Source organism: Pseudomonas sp. Root401, from assembly GCF_001425105.1.
GTDB classification, from domain to species: Bacteria; Pseudomonadota; Gammaproteobacteria; order Pseudomonadales; family Pseudomonadaceae; genus Aquipseudomonas; species Aquipseudomonas brassicacearum.
Map to the genome: position 1 here is coordinate 131,686 of NZ_LMDO01000003.1, position 14,545 is coordinate 146,230.

17 protein-coding genes are annotated in these 14,545 nt (G+C 61.1%); 1 reads left to right on the forward strand and 16 read right to left on the reverse strand.

Going from position 1 to position 14,545, the window contains the following annotated elements; genetic code table 11:
- Window positions 1-30 precede the first annotated feature (30 nt).
- The 16 genes from hisS to trmJ form a co-directional block, all read right to left on the reverse strand.
- Entirely contained in the window at window positions 31-1,320 is a 1,290-nt protein-coding gene (gene hisS, locus ASC85_RS04460; protein ID WP_014336698.1) for a histidine--tRNA ligase, read from the reverse strand.
- Between the two features lie 22 nt (window positions 1,321-1,342).
- Window positions 1,343-2,452: a flavodoxin-dependent (E)-4-hydroxy-3-methylbut-2-enyl-diphosphate synthase gene (ispG, locus tag ASC85_RS04465; RefSeq protein WP_003185136.1), complete on the reverse strand. Its 1,110-nt coding sequence runs from the start codon at window positions 2,450-2,452 to the stop codon at window positions 1,343-1,345.
- A 3-nt stretch (window positions 2,453-2,455) separates the two neighbouring features.
- On the reverse strand, window positions 2,456-3,478 hold the full coding sequence (locus ASC85_RS04470) for a RodZ domain-containing protein (protein WP_057448421.1): 1,023 nt from the start codon (window positions 3,476-3,478) through the stop codon (window positions 2,456-2,458).
- Window positions 3,478-4,236, reverse strand: a complete 759-nt coding sequence (pilW, locus tag ASC85_RS04475) for a type IV pilus biogenesis/stability protein PilW (protein WP_003198009.1) — start codon at window positions 4,234-4,236, stop codon at window positions 3,478-3,480. The genes ASC85_RS04470 and pilW overlap by 1 nt, the downstream gene beginning before the upstream one ends.
- A 12-nt stretch (window positions 4,237-4,248) precedes the next feature.
- On the reverse strand, window positions 4,249-5,397 hold the full coding sequence (rlmN, locus tag ASC85_RS04480; RefSeq protein ID WP_003198007.1) for a 23S rRNA (adenine(2503)-C(2))-methyltransferase RlmN: 1,149 nt from the start codon (window positions 5,395-5,397) through the stop codon (window positions 4,249-4,251).
- A 28-nt stretch (window positions 5,398-5,425) separates the two neighbouring features.
- Window positions 5,426-5,851, reverse strand: a complete 426-nt coding sequence (gene ndk / locus ASC85_RS04485) for a nucleoside-diphosphate kinase (RefSeq protein ID WP_003185145.1) — start codon at window positions 5,849-5,851, stop codon at window positions 5,426-5,428.
- Between the two features lie 88 nt (window positions 5,852-5,939).
- A complete protein-coding gene (gene iscX / locus ASC85_RS04490) occupies window positions 5,940-6,140 on the reverse strand; it encodes a Fe-S cluster assembly protein IscX (RefSeq protein ID WP_003198004.1) in 201 nt (66 codons plus the stop codon).
- A 13-nt stretch (window positions 6,141-6,153) separates the two neighbouring features.
- The gene (gene fdx, locus ASC85_RS04495; protein WP_046063912.1) at window positions 6,154-6,495 is read right to left on the reverse strand and encodes an ISC system 2Fe-2S type ferredoxin; all 342 of its coding nucleotides are present in this window, start codon (window positions 6,493-6,495) and stop codon (window positions 6,154-6,156) included.
- A 3-nt stretch (window positions 6,496-6,498) separates the two neighbouring features.
- Window positions 6,499-8,361: a Fe-S protein assembly chaperone HscA gene (gene hscA, locus ASC85_RS04500; RefSeq protein WP_057448422.1), complete on the reverse strand. Its 1,863-nt coding sequence runs from the start codon at window positions 8,359-8,361 to the stop codon at window positions 6,499-6,501.
- Window positions 8,362-8,411: 50 nt separating this feature from the next.
- Window positions 8,412-8,933, reverse strand: coding sequence for a co-chaperone HscB (gene hscB, locus ASC85_RS04505; protein WP_003197997.1), 522 nt, complete (start codon window positions 8,931-8,933; stop codon window positions 8,412-8,414).
- Window positions 8,934-8,941: 8 nt separating this feature from the next.
- A complete protein-coding gene (iscA, locus tag ASC85_RS04510; protein ID WP_030139597.1) occupies window positions 8,942-9,265 on the reverse strand; it encodes an iron-sulfur cluster assembly protein IscA in 324 nt (107 codons plus the stop codon).
- 25 nt (window positions 9,266-9,290) lie between these two features.
- Entirely contained in the window at window positions 9,291-9,677 is a 387-nt protein-coding gene (gene iscU, locus ASC85_RS04515) for a Fe-S cluster assembly scaffold IscU (RefSeq protein ID WP_003185157.1), read from the reverse strand.
- 43 nt (window positions 9,678-9,720) lie between these two features.
- Window positions 9,721-10,935, reverse strand: coding sequence for an IscS subfamily cysteine desulfurase (locus tag ASC85_RS04520; protein ID WP_057448423.1), 1,215 nt, complete (start codon window positions 10,933-10,935; stop codon window positions 9,721-9,723).
- A 50-nt stretch (window positions 10,936-10,985) separates the two neighbouring features.
- Entirely contained in the window at window positions 10,986-11,477 is a 492-nt protein-coding gene (gene iscR, locus ASC85_RS04525) for a Fe-S cluster assembly transcriptional regulator IscR (RefSeq protein WP_003185160.1), read from the reverse strand.
- Window positions 11,478-11,763: 286 nt separating this feature from the next.
- Window positions 11,764-12,540 (reverse strand): serine O-acetyltransferase, encoded by a 777-nt coding sequence (cysE, locus tag ASC85_RS04530; protein WP_046063909.1) that lies wholly within the window; start codon window positions 12,538-12,540, stop codon window positions 11,764-11,766.
- A gap of 1 nt (window position 12,541) precedes the next feature.
- Entirely contained in the window at window positions 12,542-13,312 is a 771-nt protein-coding gene (trmJ, locus tag ASC85_RS04535; RefSeq protein WP_038856918.1) for a tRNA (cytosine(32)/uridine(32)-2'-O)-methyltransferase TrmJ, read from the reverse strand.
- Between the two features lie 144 nt (window positions 13,313-13,456).
- On the opposite strand from trmJ, the gene suhB reads away from it, so the two are divergent.
- On the forward strand, window positions 13,457-14,275 hold the full coding sequence (gene suhB, locus ASC85_RS04540) for a type III secretion system regulator SuhB (RefSeq protein WP_003185165.1): 819 nt from the start codon (window positions 13,457-13,459) through the stop codon (window positions 14,273-14,275).
- Window positions 14,276-14,545: the final 270 nt, after the last annotated feature.

Consider the following 14,545-nt stretch of genomic DNA (forward strand, 5'->3'; position numbering starts at 1 on the left):
CTTAATCGCTAAATCGGCTGTTTGACAGCTTCAACCCTGCACGACGCAGGTGGCCAGGTGTGCAGCAAGCGCATCCCAGGCAATGCTTTGTTGTTCGCCCTGGCCACGCAGGGGTTTGAAACCTACCACTTGTTGGGCCAGTTCGTCGTCACCGAGGATCAGTGCATACAGCGCACCGCTCTTGTCGGCCTTCTTGAATTGGCTCTTGAAGCTGCCGGCGCCGGCGTTGATCTGCAGGCGCAGGTTGGGCAACTGGTCGCGGATCCGCTCGCTCAACGACAGGGCTGCCAGCTCGGCGGCCTCGCCAAAGGCGCACAGGTAGACGTCGACCTGACGGGACAGCTCTTCGGGAACCTTGTCCAAGGCTTCAAGCATCAGCACCAGGCGCTCGATGCCCATGGCAAAGCCCACGCCCGGGGTCGGCTTGCCGCCCATCTGCTCAACCAGCCCGTCGTAGCGGCCGCCGGCACACACGGTGCCCTGGGCGCCGAGTTTGTCGGTGACCCACTCGAAGACGGTCTTGCTGTAGTAGTCCAGGCCACGGACCAACTTGGGGTTGATCACGTAAGGGATGCCCACGGCGTCGAGGCGCGCCTTCAGCCCTTCGAAGTGGGCACGGGATTCGTCGTCGAGGTAGTCGGCCATTTTCGGCGCGTCGACCAGGACCGCTTGGGTCTCGGCATTCTTGGTGTCGAGCACACGCAGCGGGTTGGTCTTCAGACGGCGCTGGCTGTCTTCGTCGAGCTTGTCCAGGTGGGCGGAAAGAAACTCCACCAACGCTTCACGGTAGCGGCCACGGGACTCGCTGGTGCCCAGGCTGTTGAGCTCAAGCTTGACCGCATCGCGAAGCCCCAGCTCGCCCCATAGGCGCCAGGTCATGACGATCAGCTCGGCGTCGATGTCCGGACCCTCGAGGTTGAACACCTCCAGGCCAATCTGGTGGAACTGGCGATAACGGCCTTTCTGCGGACGCTCGTGACGGAACATCGGGCCGACGTACCAGAGCTTCTGCACCTGGCCGCCGCCGGTGATGCCGTGCTCGAGCACCGCACGCACGCAGGCCGCCGTGCCTTCGGGGCGCAGGGTCAGGGAGTCGCCGTTGCGGTCGTCGAAGGTGTACATCTCTTTTTCGACGATGTCGGTCACTTCACCGATGGAGCGCTTGAACAGCTCGGTGAACTCGACGATCGGCATGCGGATCTGCCGATAGCCGTAGTTATCCAGCAAACGCGCCACGGTGCCCTCGAAATAGCGCCACAGGGGCGTCTGCTCGGGCAGGATGTCGTTCATGCCACGAATGGCTTGCAGGGACTTGCTCACGTGTATTCCTTAATCTTTCGACTTAACCGCGCGCGATGACCGCTGCGTCGGCTTCGACCTTTTCGGCCGCTTTCTGGCGAATCAGCCGTTCCAGCTCATCCACCAGATTGTCATTCGTCAGTTTCTGCGACGGCTTGCCGTCGATGTAAATCAGGTTCGGTGTACCGCCAGTCAGGCCGATGTGGGCCTCCTTGGCTTCGCCCGGCCCGTTGACCACGCAACCAATCACCGCGACATCCAACGGCACCAGCAGGTCTTCAAGGCGCCCTTCCAGCTCGTTCATGGTCTTGACCACATCGAAGTTCTGCCGCGAGCAGCTCGGGCAGGCGATGAAGTTGATGCCACGGGAACGCAGGTGCAGGGACTTGAGAATGTCGTAGCCGACTTTAACTTCCTCGACCGGGTCAGCCGCCAACGAGATGCGGATGGTATCGCCAATCCCTTCGGCGAGCAGCATACCGAGGCCGACGGCGGATTTCACCGTGCCCGAACGCAACCCACCGGCTTCGGTGATGCCCAGATGCAGCGGCTGGACGATTTCCTTGGCCAGCAGGCGGTAGGCTTCGACGGCCATGAACACGTCGGACGCCTTCACGCTGACCTTGAAGTCCTGGAAATTCAGGCGTTCGAGGTGCTCGACGTGGCGCAGGGCCGACTCCACCAGTGCTGCCGGGGTCGGTTCGCCGTATTTCTTTTGCAGGTCTTTTTCCAGGGAACCGGCGTTCACGCCGATGCGGATCGGAATGCCCCGGTCGCGGGCGGCATCCACCACGGCACGGACACGGTCTTCGCGACCGATGTTGCCCGGGTTGATGCGCAGGCAATCCACACCCAGCTCGGCAACACGCAGGGCGATGCGGTAGTCGAAGTGGATGTCGGCCACCAAGGGCACCTTGACCAGTTGCTTGATCTTGCCGAACGCCTCGGCGGCGTCCATGTCAGGCACCGATACCCGCACGATGTCGACACCGGCAGCTTCCAGGCGGTTGATCTGGGCGACCGTGGCGGCCACGTCATTGGTGTCGCTGTTGGTCATGCTCTGCACAGCGATAGGCGCATCGCCGCCCACGGGCACGTTGCCGACCCAGATTTTTCGGGATTCGCGACGCTTGATTGGAGATTCGCCGTGCATGACTTATTGACCCAACTTCAGGCGAGCGGTCTCGCCACTGGTGAACGGAGCGATGTCGACCGGCTGGCCGTTGTAGCTGACCTGCGCGCCACGGGCATAACCCAGGCGTACGGCAAAGGGTGGCTTGCCGTTGATGGAGGTGCTGTCGCCCTTGCGCTTGAGGCCACTGAACAACACCTTGCCGTTGCCATCGGTGATCTGCGTCCAGCAGTCGGCGACAAACTGAATCTGTACCTGGCCTTCACCTGCCGCTGGAGCCGGGGTCGGGGCCGCCGGAGCTGCCGGAACAACTGGTGCGACTGGAGCTGCGTGGGTCGCAGGCGCAGCCGCGGTTGGCGCTGGCGTGCTCGGTGCGGCAGGTGCGGTAGCAATCGGTGCAGCCGGCGCTGTGGGTGCAGCTGGCGCAGGGACTGGAGCAGCCGGCTCGGCACCCGCTTCGGCATCGGCGGCGTCCTGGCCCTGTGGCAACGCCAGGGCGGTTTCGCCTTCGGCCTGGCCTTCGACGACAGCCTGGTCTTCCGGCTCGTCCAGCGGATGGATCTGGGTAGTGCCGTCGGCGCCCTCGACCTCAACGTGCTCAGTGTTCATGGCGACCGGCTCCTTGTTGCGCAAGGAAGCCTGATCCTGCCACCAGACAAAACCGCCACCAATCACCGCGATCAGCAGCAACAGGCTGACGATTCGCAAAATGGTGTGGGAAACGCGAACCGGCTCCTCGATGCGACCCAGGCTGTGCACATTGCTGCCCTGGGCATCGGACCCGGTGTATTGATCGAATTGCTGGACCAGCACGGTCTGGTCCATGCCGAGCAACTTGGCATAGGCGCGGATATAGCCGCGGGCGAAGGTATGCCCAGGCAGCTTGTCGAACGCGCCCGCTTCCAGATTGCCCAAGGAGGCCACGGTGAGATTGAGCTTGAGGGCCACTTCGGCCAGCGACCAACCATTGCTTTCGCGGGCTTGACGCAGGGTCTCACCAGGATTTACGCGAGTCGCTGCTACAACTTCGGGATGCGCCGCTTTCATCATTGCTCCGACAGGTATTGCTGATATTCCGGCGTACCGGGATAGAGTCTTTTGAGTTGCAGGCCGTAACTTGCAGCCTTGTCGCGATCTTCAAACACATGTGCCAGCCGAACGCCGAGCAATAGACTACGTGCATTTTGCTCGCTCAGCAGGCTAAAACGCTCGTAGTAGTCACGCGCGGGCACATAATGCCTGTCTTCGTAGGACAACTCAGCCATTTCCAGCAGCGCCCGCGGTTGTTGGCGGTTGAGCCGCAGCGCTTTTTCCAGCTGCTGGCGGGCCAGGTCACGCTGGCCGAGCTGCGCGGCCGTCATGCCGAGGTTTTCGAAAACCCGCGAACGCTCAGGGTAAAGGGTGTCGGCGGCAGCCTGCTCGAAGCGCTCGTAGGCTTCCTTGTAACGTTTCTGCTCGAAAAGAAAGCTGCCGTAGTTGTTCAGGATCCGTGCGTCTTGCGGGCGGGCAGACAGCGCCTTGCGAAAATGCTGGTCGGCCAGCTCCGGTTCCATCTCGGCCTGGAACACCAGGGCCAGGGCCGCGTTGGCATCCGGGTCGGAATCGTCCAGTTCCAGGGCTTTCTTGAGCGGCACCTTGGCCCGTTCGGTCATGCCCTGCTGCAGGTAGCCAATGCCCAGTTGCACGTAGGCCACACGCGCCTCGTCGCGCCCTTTGCTAGTCCTCATCGGGTTGTAGTCACCCGACAGGACACAACCGGAACAAAGGCCGGCCAACAGCAAAACGAGCGCGAAGCGCAGGGACATAGAGTTCCTCTCTTAGTGACTGTTCGCAGCGTTTTGCACCGCATCGTCCGCGGCGTTCAACTCACGCACGGCAATGTAGCGTTCGCTGCGACGGGTGCGATCCAGCACCTGTCCTACCAATTGGCCACAGGCGGCGTCGATGTCTTCGCCGCGGGTGGTGCGCACGGTGACGTTGAAGCCAGCGTGGTGCAGCTGATCCTGGAAGCGACGAATCGCGTTGTTGCTCGGACGCTCGTAACCGGAATGCGGGAACGGGTTGAACGGGATCAGGTTGATCTTGCACGGGATGTTCTTGAGCAGCTCGATCATCTCGACCGCGTGTTCGACCTTGTCGTTCACATCCTTGAGCAGTGTGTACTCGATGGTCAGCACGCGCTTTTCGCCCAGGGACGACATGTAGCGCTGGCACGACTCGAGCAGCATCTTAAGCGGATATTTCTTGTTGATCGGCACCAATTGGTTACGCAATGCGTCATTGGGTGCGTGCAGCGACAACGCCAGGGAGACGTCGATGTGCTTGGCCAGCTCATCGATCATCGGCACCACGCCGGAGGTGGACAGGGTCACGCGGCGCTTGGAGATGCCGTAGCCCAGGTCGTCCATCATCAGGTGCATGGCGGAAACGACGTTGTCGAAGTTCAGCAGCGGCTCACCCATGCCCATCATCACCACGTTGGTGATGGCACGGTCGACGGTCGCCGGGACGCTGCCAAAGGATTTGTTGGCAATCCACACCTGGCCGATCACTTCGGCGGCGGTGAGGTTGCTATTGAAGCCTTGCTTGCCGGTGGAGCAGAAACTGCAATCCAGGGCACAGCCTGCCTGGGACGAAACGCACAAGGTGCCGCGTTTGCCCTGGGGAATGTAGACGGTCTCGACGCAGCTGCCGGACGCCACGCGCACCACCCACTTACGGGTGCCGTCGCTGGAAATGTCCTGGCTGACCACTTCGGGGCCGCGAATCTCGGCAACAGCCTTGAGCTTTTCGCGCAGGGCCTTGCCGACATTCGTCATGGCGTCGAAGTCGTCGACGCCAAAGTGGTGAATCCATTTCATCACCTGACCGGCACGGAAACGCTTCTCCCCGATCGAGTCGAAGAATTTCTCCATTTCCGGCTGGGTCAGCCCCAGCAGATTGGTTTTAACAGTCGATGTAGTCATGGATTCACCTTCACTCTCAAGCCAATGCTTAGCGAGCGGTTACTTCAGTAGCAGCGAAAAAGTAAGCGATTTCGCGAGCAGCAGCGGCTTCGGAGTCCGAACCGTGAACGGCGTTGGCGTCGATGGACTCGGCGAAGTCAGCACGGATGGTGCCGGCAGCGGCTTCTTTAGGGTTGGTAGCGCCCATCAGCTCACGGTTGCGAGCGATAGCGTTTTCGCCTTCCAGCACCTGAACGACAACCGGACCGGAAGTCATGAAAGCAACCAGCTCACCGAAGAAACCGCGCTCGCTGTGCTCAGCGTAGAAGCCTTCGGCTTCGGCTTTGGACAGTTGCTTCATTTTCGAAGCTACAACGCGCAGGCCAGCGTCTTCGAAGCGGGTAACGATCTTGCCGATCACGTTTTTAGCAACGGCGTCAGGCTTGATGATGGAGAAAGTACGTTGAACAGCCATGGTGTAACTCCAGAAACGGTAATTTGCGAAAAATTAAACCCGCGAATTATACGCGGGTTCAGGGGTATTGCCTAACCTGCCAGGTCGATCAGTCGATTTCTTCGATCCAGAGCGCCTGGACCGCTTCCAAGACCTTCTCGCCACAACGGCCAGAGGTGCTGTCGAAACCGGGAAGCTCCATGATCCAGTGCTGCAGATCGACGAAATTGACCTTCAGCGGATCCACGTCTGGCTTGGCTTCGGCCAGTTCTTCTGCGATGCGTTGTACATCATTCCAACCATAGCTCATGACAGTGTCACCATCAGTGCGGCGCTTCGGCCGCATGGTTAAGCGAATATTTCGGGATTTCGACGGTCAGGTCTTCGGTGCCGACAATGGCTTGGCAGCCCAGACGCGATTGAGCTTCAAGGCCCCAGGCCTTATCGAGGAAATCTTCCTCCAACTCATCCGCTTCTTCCAGCGAATCGAAGCCCTCGCGAATAATGCAATGGCACGTAGTGCACGCACAGACGCCACCACAAGCACTTTCCATCTCGATATGGTGCTCATGGGCCAGCTCGAGGATGGAAATTCCGGGCTCACACTCCACGACCATACCTTCGGGACAGAACTTCTCGTGGGGCAGAAAAATCACCTGCGGCATCAGTTATTCCTCAATTTCATTCAGGTTGCGCCCCGCCAGGGCGGCTTTCACCGTCGAGTCCAGGCGGCGGGCAGCAAAGGCATCGGTGACGTGCGACAGACGCTTGGTCTGCTGCTCGATGGCATAGCCATCGGTGCCTTTGATCAATTCGGACAATTCCTGCATCTGCAGCTCGATGACCATGCGCTCTTCGGCATCCAACAAACGCTCGCCGTCAGCCTCAAGGGCACCTTGCACGGCTTCGATCAGGCGCTGGGCGTCGACCTGCTGCTCGCGCAGCACACGCGCCACCTTGTCGTCGCTGGCATGCTGGAAGGAATCCTTGAGCATCTTGGCGATTTCGCCGTCGGTCAGGCCATAGGACGGCTTGACCTGGATGCTCGCCTCCACGCCCGAACCCAGTTCGCGGGCGGAGACGTTGAGCAAGCCGTCGGCATCGACCTGGAAGGTCACGCGGATCTTCGCCGCACCCGCCACCATCGGTGGGATGCCACGCAATTCGAAGCGAGCCAGGGAGCGGCAGTCGCTGATCAGCTCACGCTCGCCTTGCAGCACGTGGACCATCATGGCCGACTGGCCGTCTTTATAGGTGGTGAAGTCCTGGGCGCGAGCAACGGGGATGGTGGTGTTACGCGGAATCACCTTCTCCATCAGGCCGCCCATGGTTTCCAGGCCCAGGGACAACGGAATCACGTCGAGCAGCAGCAGTTCGCCGCCATCGCGCTTGTTGCCGGCCAGGGTATCGGCCTGGATCGCGGCGCCGATGGCAACCACCTGGTCCGGGTCGATTTCAGTCAGCGGCTGGCGGCCAAAGGCCTCGGCCACGGCTTCGCGAACGCGAGGCACACGGGTCGAACCACCGACCATGACCACGGCCTTGACGTCTTCGAGCTCTACGCCGGAATCGCGCACGGCACGGCGGCAGGCCTTGAGGCTGCGGGCGACCATGGGTTCGATCAGGGCATCGAAGGCTTCGCGGGTCAGCGCGGCTTTCCAGTCGCCATAAGCAACTTCAACCGTGGCGGCGTCGGTCAAGGCTTCCTTGGCGGCACAGGCGGTTTGCAGCAGATGGCGCTGCGCACCCGGGTCGAGGTCAGCGGACAAACCGGCTTGCTCGATGATCCAGCCAGCGATGGCGTGGTCGAAGTCATCGCCGCCCAGGGCGCTGTCGCCGCCGGTGGCCAGGACTTCGAAGACACCACCGGTCAGGCGCAGGATCGAAATATCGAAAGTACCGCCACCCAAGTCGTAGATGGCGACCAGGCCTTCGGCATGCTGGTCCAGGCCATACGCCACCGCAGCGGCCGTCGGCTCGTTGAGCAGGCGCAGCACGTTCAGGCCGGCGAGCTTGGCGGCATCCTTGGTGGCTTGGCGCTGGGCGTCGTCGAAATAAGCCGGGACGGTAATGACCGCGCCCACCAACTCGCCGCCCAATGCCGCCTCGGCGCGCTGGCGCAGGACCTTGAGGATGTCGGCGGAAACCTCTACCGGGCTTTTCGGGCCCTGTACGGTCTCGATGAACGGCATGTGGGATTCGCCGCCGACAAAGCGGTACGGCAGTTGGTCGCCCAATTGCTTGACGTCGGACAGACCACGACCCATCAAGCGCTTGACCGAGACAATGGTGTTCAACGGGTCGGTGGCGGCGGCCAGCTTGGCCGACTCACCCACTTCAACGCGGTCGGCGTGATAGCGCACGGCGGACGGCAGGATCACCTGCCCCTGCTCATCGGCCAGCGGTTCGGAAAGACCGCTGCGCAAGGCAGCGACCAGGGAATTGGTGGTACCCAAGTCGATCCCGACAGCCAGGCGACGCTGGTGCGGTTGTGGACTTTGGCCGGGTTCGGCGATCTGCAGTAGGGCCATCGTAATCAGGACTTATCTGTAATCAGGCGTGCGACCGGAGCGGCACTGGGTTAATCGTCGAGGCGCTCTTCGAGCTGGCGCACTTCGTAGGTGAGCTTGTCGAGGAACTGCATGCGCCGCATCAGGCGTTCGGCCTGTTCGCGTTGCGCGGCATCGTTCCAGCAAGCTGCGAAGCTTTCGTTCAACGTGTGCTGGGCGTCTTTCAAGCGGCGCTTGAATACCGCGACACCGGCCAGGTCGGCGCTGTCCTGCAGGTCTTCGAGCTCTTCGCGCCATTGCATCTGCTGCAAAAGAAACTCGGGATCGTGGACCGTGACCTCCAGCGGCAACTCATGGCCGCTGATGGCGAGCAGATAACGCGCGCGCTTGGCTGGACTCTTGAGTGTCTGGTACGCCTCGTTGAGGTTCGCAGACTGCTCAAGCGCCCGGCGCTGCTCGGCTTCGGAGGCGTCAGCAAAGCGGTCCGGGTGGACACCACGGGCCAACTCCAGATAACGCGCGGACAACTGGTCGAGATCCAGCTGGAACGCAGGCTGCATCTGGAACAACGCAAAATGACAAGGAGTACCCACAAGCTGCCTCAGATGTTGAAGCTTTCGCCGCAGCCACATTCACCGCGCACGTTGGGGTTGTTGAACTTGAAGCCTTCGTTCAACCCTTCCTTGACGAAATCCAGTTCGGTGCCGTCCAGGTACGTCAGGCTTTTCGGGTCGATGATCACTTTCTGACCATGACTCTCGAATACCTGATCGTCTTCGCCCACTTCGTCGACGAATTCCAGCACGTAGGCAAGGCCAGAGCAGCCCGTGGTGCGAACACCCAGGCGAATACCCTCGCCCTTGCCACGCCCCGCGAGGGAACGCTGCACATGCTTAGCTGCCGCTTCTGTCATCTGGATAGCCATGGAAAACTCCTTACCGTAACGCGGATCAGATCAAGCCTTTCTTCTGCTTGTAATCGCGAACAGCGGCCTTGATGGCGTCTTCGGCGAGTACCGAGCAGTGGATCTTCACTGGCGGCAGGGCCAGTTCTTCGGCCAGCTGGGTGTTCTTGATGGTTTCGGCTTCATCAAGGGTCTTGCCCTTCATCCACTCGGTGGCCAGGGAGCTGGACGCGATGGCGGAACCGCAGCCGTAGGTCTTGAACTTGGCATCTTCGATGATGCCTTGCTCGTTGACCTTGATCTGCAGGCGCATGACGTCGCCGCACGCCGGGGCGCCGACCATGCCGGTGCCGACATCAGGATCCTGCGCGTCCATCTTGCCGACGTTGCGCGGGTTCTCGTAGTGGTCGATGACCTTTTCGCTATATGCCATTTGCTTTAATCCTCATCAGTGAGTCGCTCTGGTGGCGACTTCTTCAGTGCGCCGCCCACTCGATTTTCGAAATGTCGACGCCGTCTTTGTACATGTCCCACAGCGGCGACAGAGCGCGCAGCTTGGTAACGGCCTCGCAGACTTTCTGCGCGGCGTAATCGATTTCTTCTTCGGTGGTGAAACGGCCGAAGGTGAAGCGGATCGAGCTGTGGGCCAGTTCGTCGTTGCGGCCCAGGGCGCGCAGTACGTACGAAGGCTCAAGCGATGCCGAGGTGCAGGCCGAACCGGACGACACGGCCAGATCCTTGAGCGCCATGATCAGCGACTCGCCTTCAACATAGTTGAAGCTCAGGTTCAGGTTGTGCGGTACGCGGGCGGTCATGCTGCCGTTGACGTAAAGCTCTTCGAGGCCCTCGACCTGCTTGAAGAAGCGGTCGCTCAGGGCCTTGATGCGCACGTTCTCGGCAGCCATGTCTTCCTTGGCTACACGGAAGGCTTCGCCCATGCCGACGATCTGGTGGGTCGCCAGGGTGCCGGAACGCATGCCACGCTCGTGACCGCCGCCGTGCATGGTCGCTTCGAGGCGAACGCGCGGCTTGCGGCTGACGTACAGGGCGCCAATGCCTTTAGGGCCGTAGGTCTTGTGGGCCGAGAACGACATCAGGTCGACTTTCAGCTTGGACAGGTCGATGTCGACCTTGCCGGTGGACTGGGCCGCGTCGACGTGGAACAGGATGCCCTTGGAACGGGTCAGCTCGCCGATGGCCGCGATGTCGTTGATGGTGCCGATTTCGTTGTTCACGTGCATGATCGAAACCAGGATGGTGTCGTCACGCAGGGCGGCTTCGACCATGGCTGGAGTGATGATGCCGTCTTCACCAGGCTCGATGTAGGTGACTTCGAAGCCTTCACGCTCCAGTTGGCGCATGGTGTCCAGGACAGCCTTGTGCTCGATCTTGGAGGTGATCAGGTGCTTGCCCTTGGTGTGATAGAAATGCGCGACACCCTTGATTGCCAGGTTGTCGGATTCAGTAGCACCGGAGGTCCAGACGATCTCGCGCGGGTCGGCGTTGACCAGGTCGGCGACCTGGCGACGGGCGTTTTCGACCGATTCTTCGGCCTTCCAGCCGAACACGTGGGAACGGGACGCCGGGTTACCGAAGTTTCCGTCGACCAGCAGGCATTCACTCATTTTTTGCGCAACACGCGGATCAACCGGGGTGGTCGCAGAGTAATCAAGGTAAATCGGCAATTTCATGGACTCTCTCCTAAATCAGGCTGGCTGGCGTTCCGCGTGCTCTGCGGCAGTCATTCGACGGCGGACGCTTCAATCTTGTCCAGGTGCGGCGCCTTGCTATTGCAACGACGCTGGTCCTGACGCTGGGCTACTTCTTGCACCTCACGACGAGTTACAAGGTCAGCCAAGCTGATACCGCTTAGAAATTCGTGAATCTGCAGGCTGAGGTCGCACCACAAATGGTGGGTCAGGCAAGTATCGCCGCCATGGCAGTCGCCAAGGCCCTGGCATTTGGTCGCATCGACCGATTCGTTCACCGCATCGATCACCTGGGCGACCTGGATGCCCTGCATGTCGCGCGACAGCTGGTAGCCGCCGCCTGGGCCGCGAACGCTGGAAACCAGGTTGCTACGGCGCAGCTTGGCGAACAGCTGTTCAAGGTAGGACAGGGAAATGCCCTGGCGCTCGGAGATATCGGCCAGGGACACCGGCCCGTGCTGCGCATGCAATGCCAGATCCAGCATTGCGGTCACGGCGTATCGGCCTTTTGTAGTCAGTCGCATGGACAATTACCACGGAGTTCGGAATGGGGGCGAGTATGCAATTCCCGAGTATTTAAGTCAAGTATAAGACCTAGTGCTTTACTCAGGTTTACCCGCGAAAGAGCGCGCGCATCATAGCAAAGGCTGGCCGGCGGCGACCAGTGATACCGCGTTATCGTTTATCGCGAGCAAGCTTTGCTCCCACAGAATCCCCCCGCTCCCACAGAGGGCTCTTTAAAAACCAGGGGACCTGTAAAACCAGGACTCCTGTGGGAGCAAGACTTGCCCGCGATGCAGGCACCTCGGTTTAGCTGGCCTGGGTTTCATCCTTGTCCTTCACACACGCAAAGTCTTCCTCGCGCAGTTCAGGCAGGTCCTTGGCACAGTAATTACTGCCCAGGTCCTTCAGGGCGCCGCACATCCCCTCCAGACGCCCATCGACGGCCTGCAGGTGATCGAGCAACTGGTTGATGGCGCGGGCGACCGGGTCGGGCATGTCTTCGCCGACACCGTAGGCGTCGAAGCCGATTTTCTCGGCCATGGCCTTGCGGCGGGCGTCCTGCTCGTCATCGGACTTGACGATGATCCGCCCAGGGATGCCCACCACGGTCGCGCCAGGCGGCACGGCCTTGGTGACCACGGCATTGGAGCCGACTTTCGCCCCCGCCCCCACAGTGAACGGCCCGAGCACCTTGGCGCCGGCACCCACTACCACGCCGTCTTCCAGGGTCGGGTGGCGCTTGCCTTTGTTCCAACTGGTGCCGCCGAGGGTCACGCCCTGGTACAGGGTCACGTCGTCGCCGATCTCGGCGGTCTCGCCGATGACGATGCCCATGCCGTGGTCGATGAAGAAGCGGCGACCGACCTTGGCGCCCGGGTGGATCTCGATCCCGGTCAGCCAGCGCCCGAAGTTCGAGACAACCCGCGCCAGCCACTTCCAGCCCATGTTCCACAAGGCGCCGGACAAGCGGTGGATCCAGATCGCGTGCATCCCCGGGTAGCAGGTCAGCACTTCAAAGGCATTGCGCGCCGCCGGGTCACGATGGAAAACACTTTGGATATCTTCACGCAAACGTTCGAACATTTTATTTCTTCCGCTTAATCAGCTCGCCACGGGCCGCCTTCTGGGTTTCCGTGAGGATGCCGCGCAATATATTCATCTCCGCCCGGCTGACCGAGCTTCGTCCGTACAACCGACGCAGACGCGCCATCAAGTGTCGCGGCTTTTCCGGGTCGAGGAATTCGATGTCCACCAGGGTCTGTTCCAGGTGTTCATAGAACCGTTCCAGTTCGTCCATGGTCGCCAGTGTCTCACTGCGCGGCGACGTGACCTCGGTTTTTTCGACTTTGCTGGGCTTGCCTTCGGCTGCCAGCCAAGCCATGCGCACTTCATAGCTCAACACCTGCACCGCCGCACCCAGGTTCAAGGAGCTGAACTCGGGGTCGGAAGGGATATGCACGTGAAAGTGACATCGCTGCAGCTCGTCGTTGGTCAGGCCGGAGTCTTCACGGCCGAACACCAGGGCGATCTCAAAGCCTTGCGCGGCTTCCTCGACCACTTTGGTGCCGCATTCGCGGGGGTCGAGCAGCGGCCAGGGGATACGCCGGTCGCGGGCGCTGGTGCCGAGCACCAGGTTGCACCCCACCAGGGCGTCTTCCAGGGTGGCGACGACCTGCGCGTTGGCGAGGATGTCACCGGCGCCGGAGGCCCGGGCGTCGGCTTCGTGATGGGGAAACAAGCGCGGCTCGACCAGCACCAGGCGCGACAGGCCCATGTTCTTCATGGCCCGCGCAGCTCCGCCGATGTTACCCGGATGGCTGGTATTGACCAGGACGACACGAATGTTCTGCAACAAGGGAGGCGCTCTCGAACACGATAAAGGGAGCAAATCTTACATAAGCACCTACCGTTAAGCTATGAAAGCGAACACCAACCTTCTCCTGAGAAAACTTTCTGATAGAATGCGCGGCTTTCTTTAACAACCTTAGGTGACACATCCATGCAGCCCATGCTGAATATCGCGCTGCGCGCCGCCCGCAGCGCCAGTGAACTGATCTTCCGCTCCATCGAGCGCCTGGATACCATCAAGGTCGATGAAAAAGACGCCAAGGACTACGTGTCCGAGGTTGATCGCGCCGCCGAGCAAAAAATCGTCGACGCCCTGCGCAAGGCTTACCCAAACCACTCCATCCTCGGTGAAGAGACCGGCATGCACGCCGGTACTGGCATCGAAGGCGAAGAGTACCTGTGGATCATCGATCCGCTGGACGGCACCACCAACTTCCTGCGCGGCATTCCTCACTTCGCTGTCAGCATCGCCTGCAAATACCGTGGTCGCCTGGAACACGCCGTTGTGCTGGACCCGGTTCGCCAGGAAGAATTCACCGCCAGCCGTGGCCGTGGCGCCCAACTGAACGGTCGTCGCCTGCGCGTCAGCGGCCGCACCAGCCTGGACGGCGCCCTGCTGGGTACCGGCTTCCCGTTCCGTGATGACCAGATGGACAACCTGGACAACTACCTGGGCATGTTCCGCGCCCTGGTCGGCCAGACCGCCGGCATCCGCCGCGCCGGCGCTGCGAGCCTGGACCTGGCTTATGTGGCCGCTGGCCGTTTCGATGCGTTCTGGGAATCGGGCCTGTCCGAGTGGGACATGGCTGCTGGCGCCCTGCTGATCCAGGAAGCCGGTGGTTTGGTGAGCGACTTCACCGGCGGCCACGACTTCCTTGAAAAAGGCCACATCGTTGCCGGCAACACCAAATGCTTCAAGGCTGTGCTCACCGCCATCCAGCCGCACCTGCCGGCTTCGCTGAAGCGCTAAGCAACCGGCTACAGAAAAAAGCACCCTTCGGGGTGCTTTTTTTATGCCTGCCTCATACGCCGATCGTTCCTCACGCTCCGCGTGGGAATGCCGCCAGGGACGCTCCGCGTTCCGCTTCTGGAAGGTGACGCAGAGCGTCACGGGATGCATGCCCACGCAGACATCCACGCAAGCTTAACCACCGCTATCGCGAGCAAGCTCGCTCCCACAGGGGGTTTGAGGTGGAGTAGTAAATGCGGGCGAAAAAAAGCACCCCGAAGGGTGCTTTTT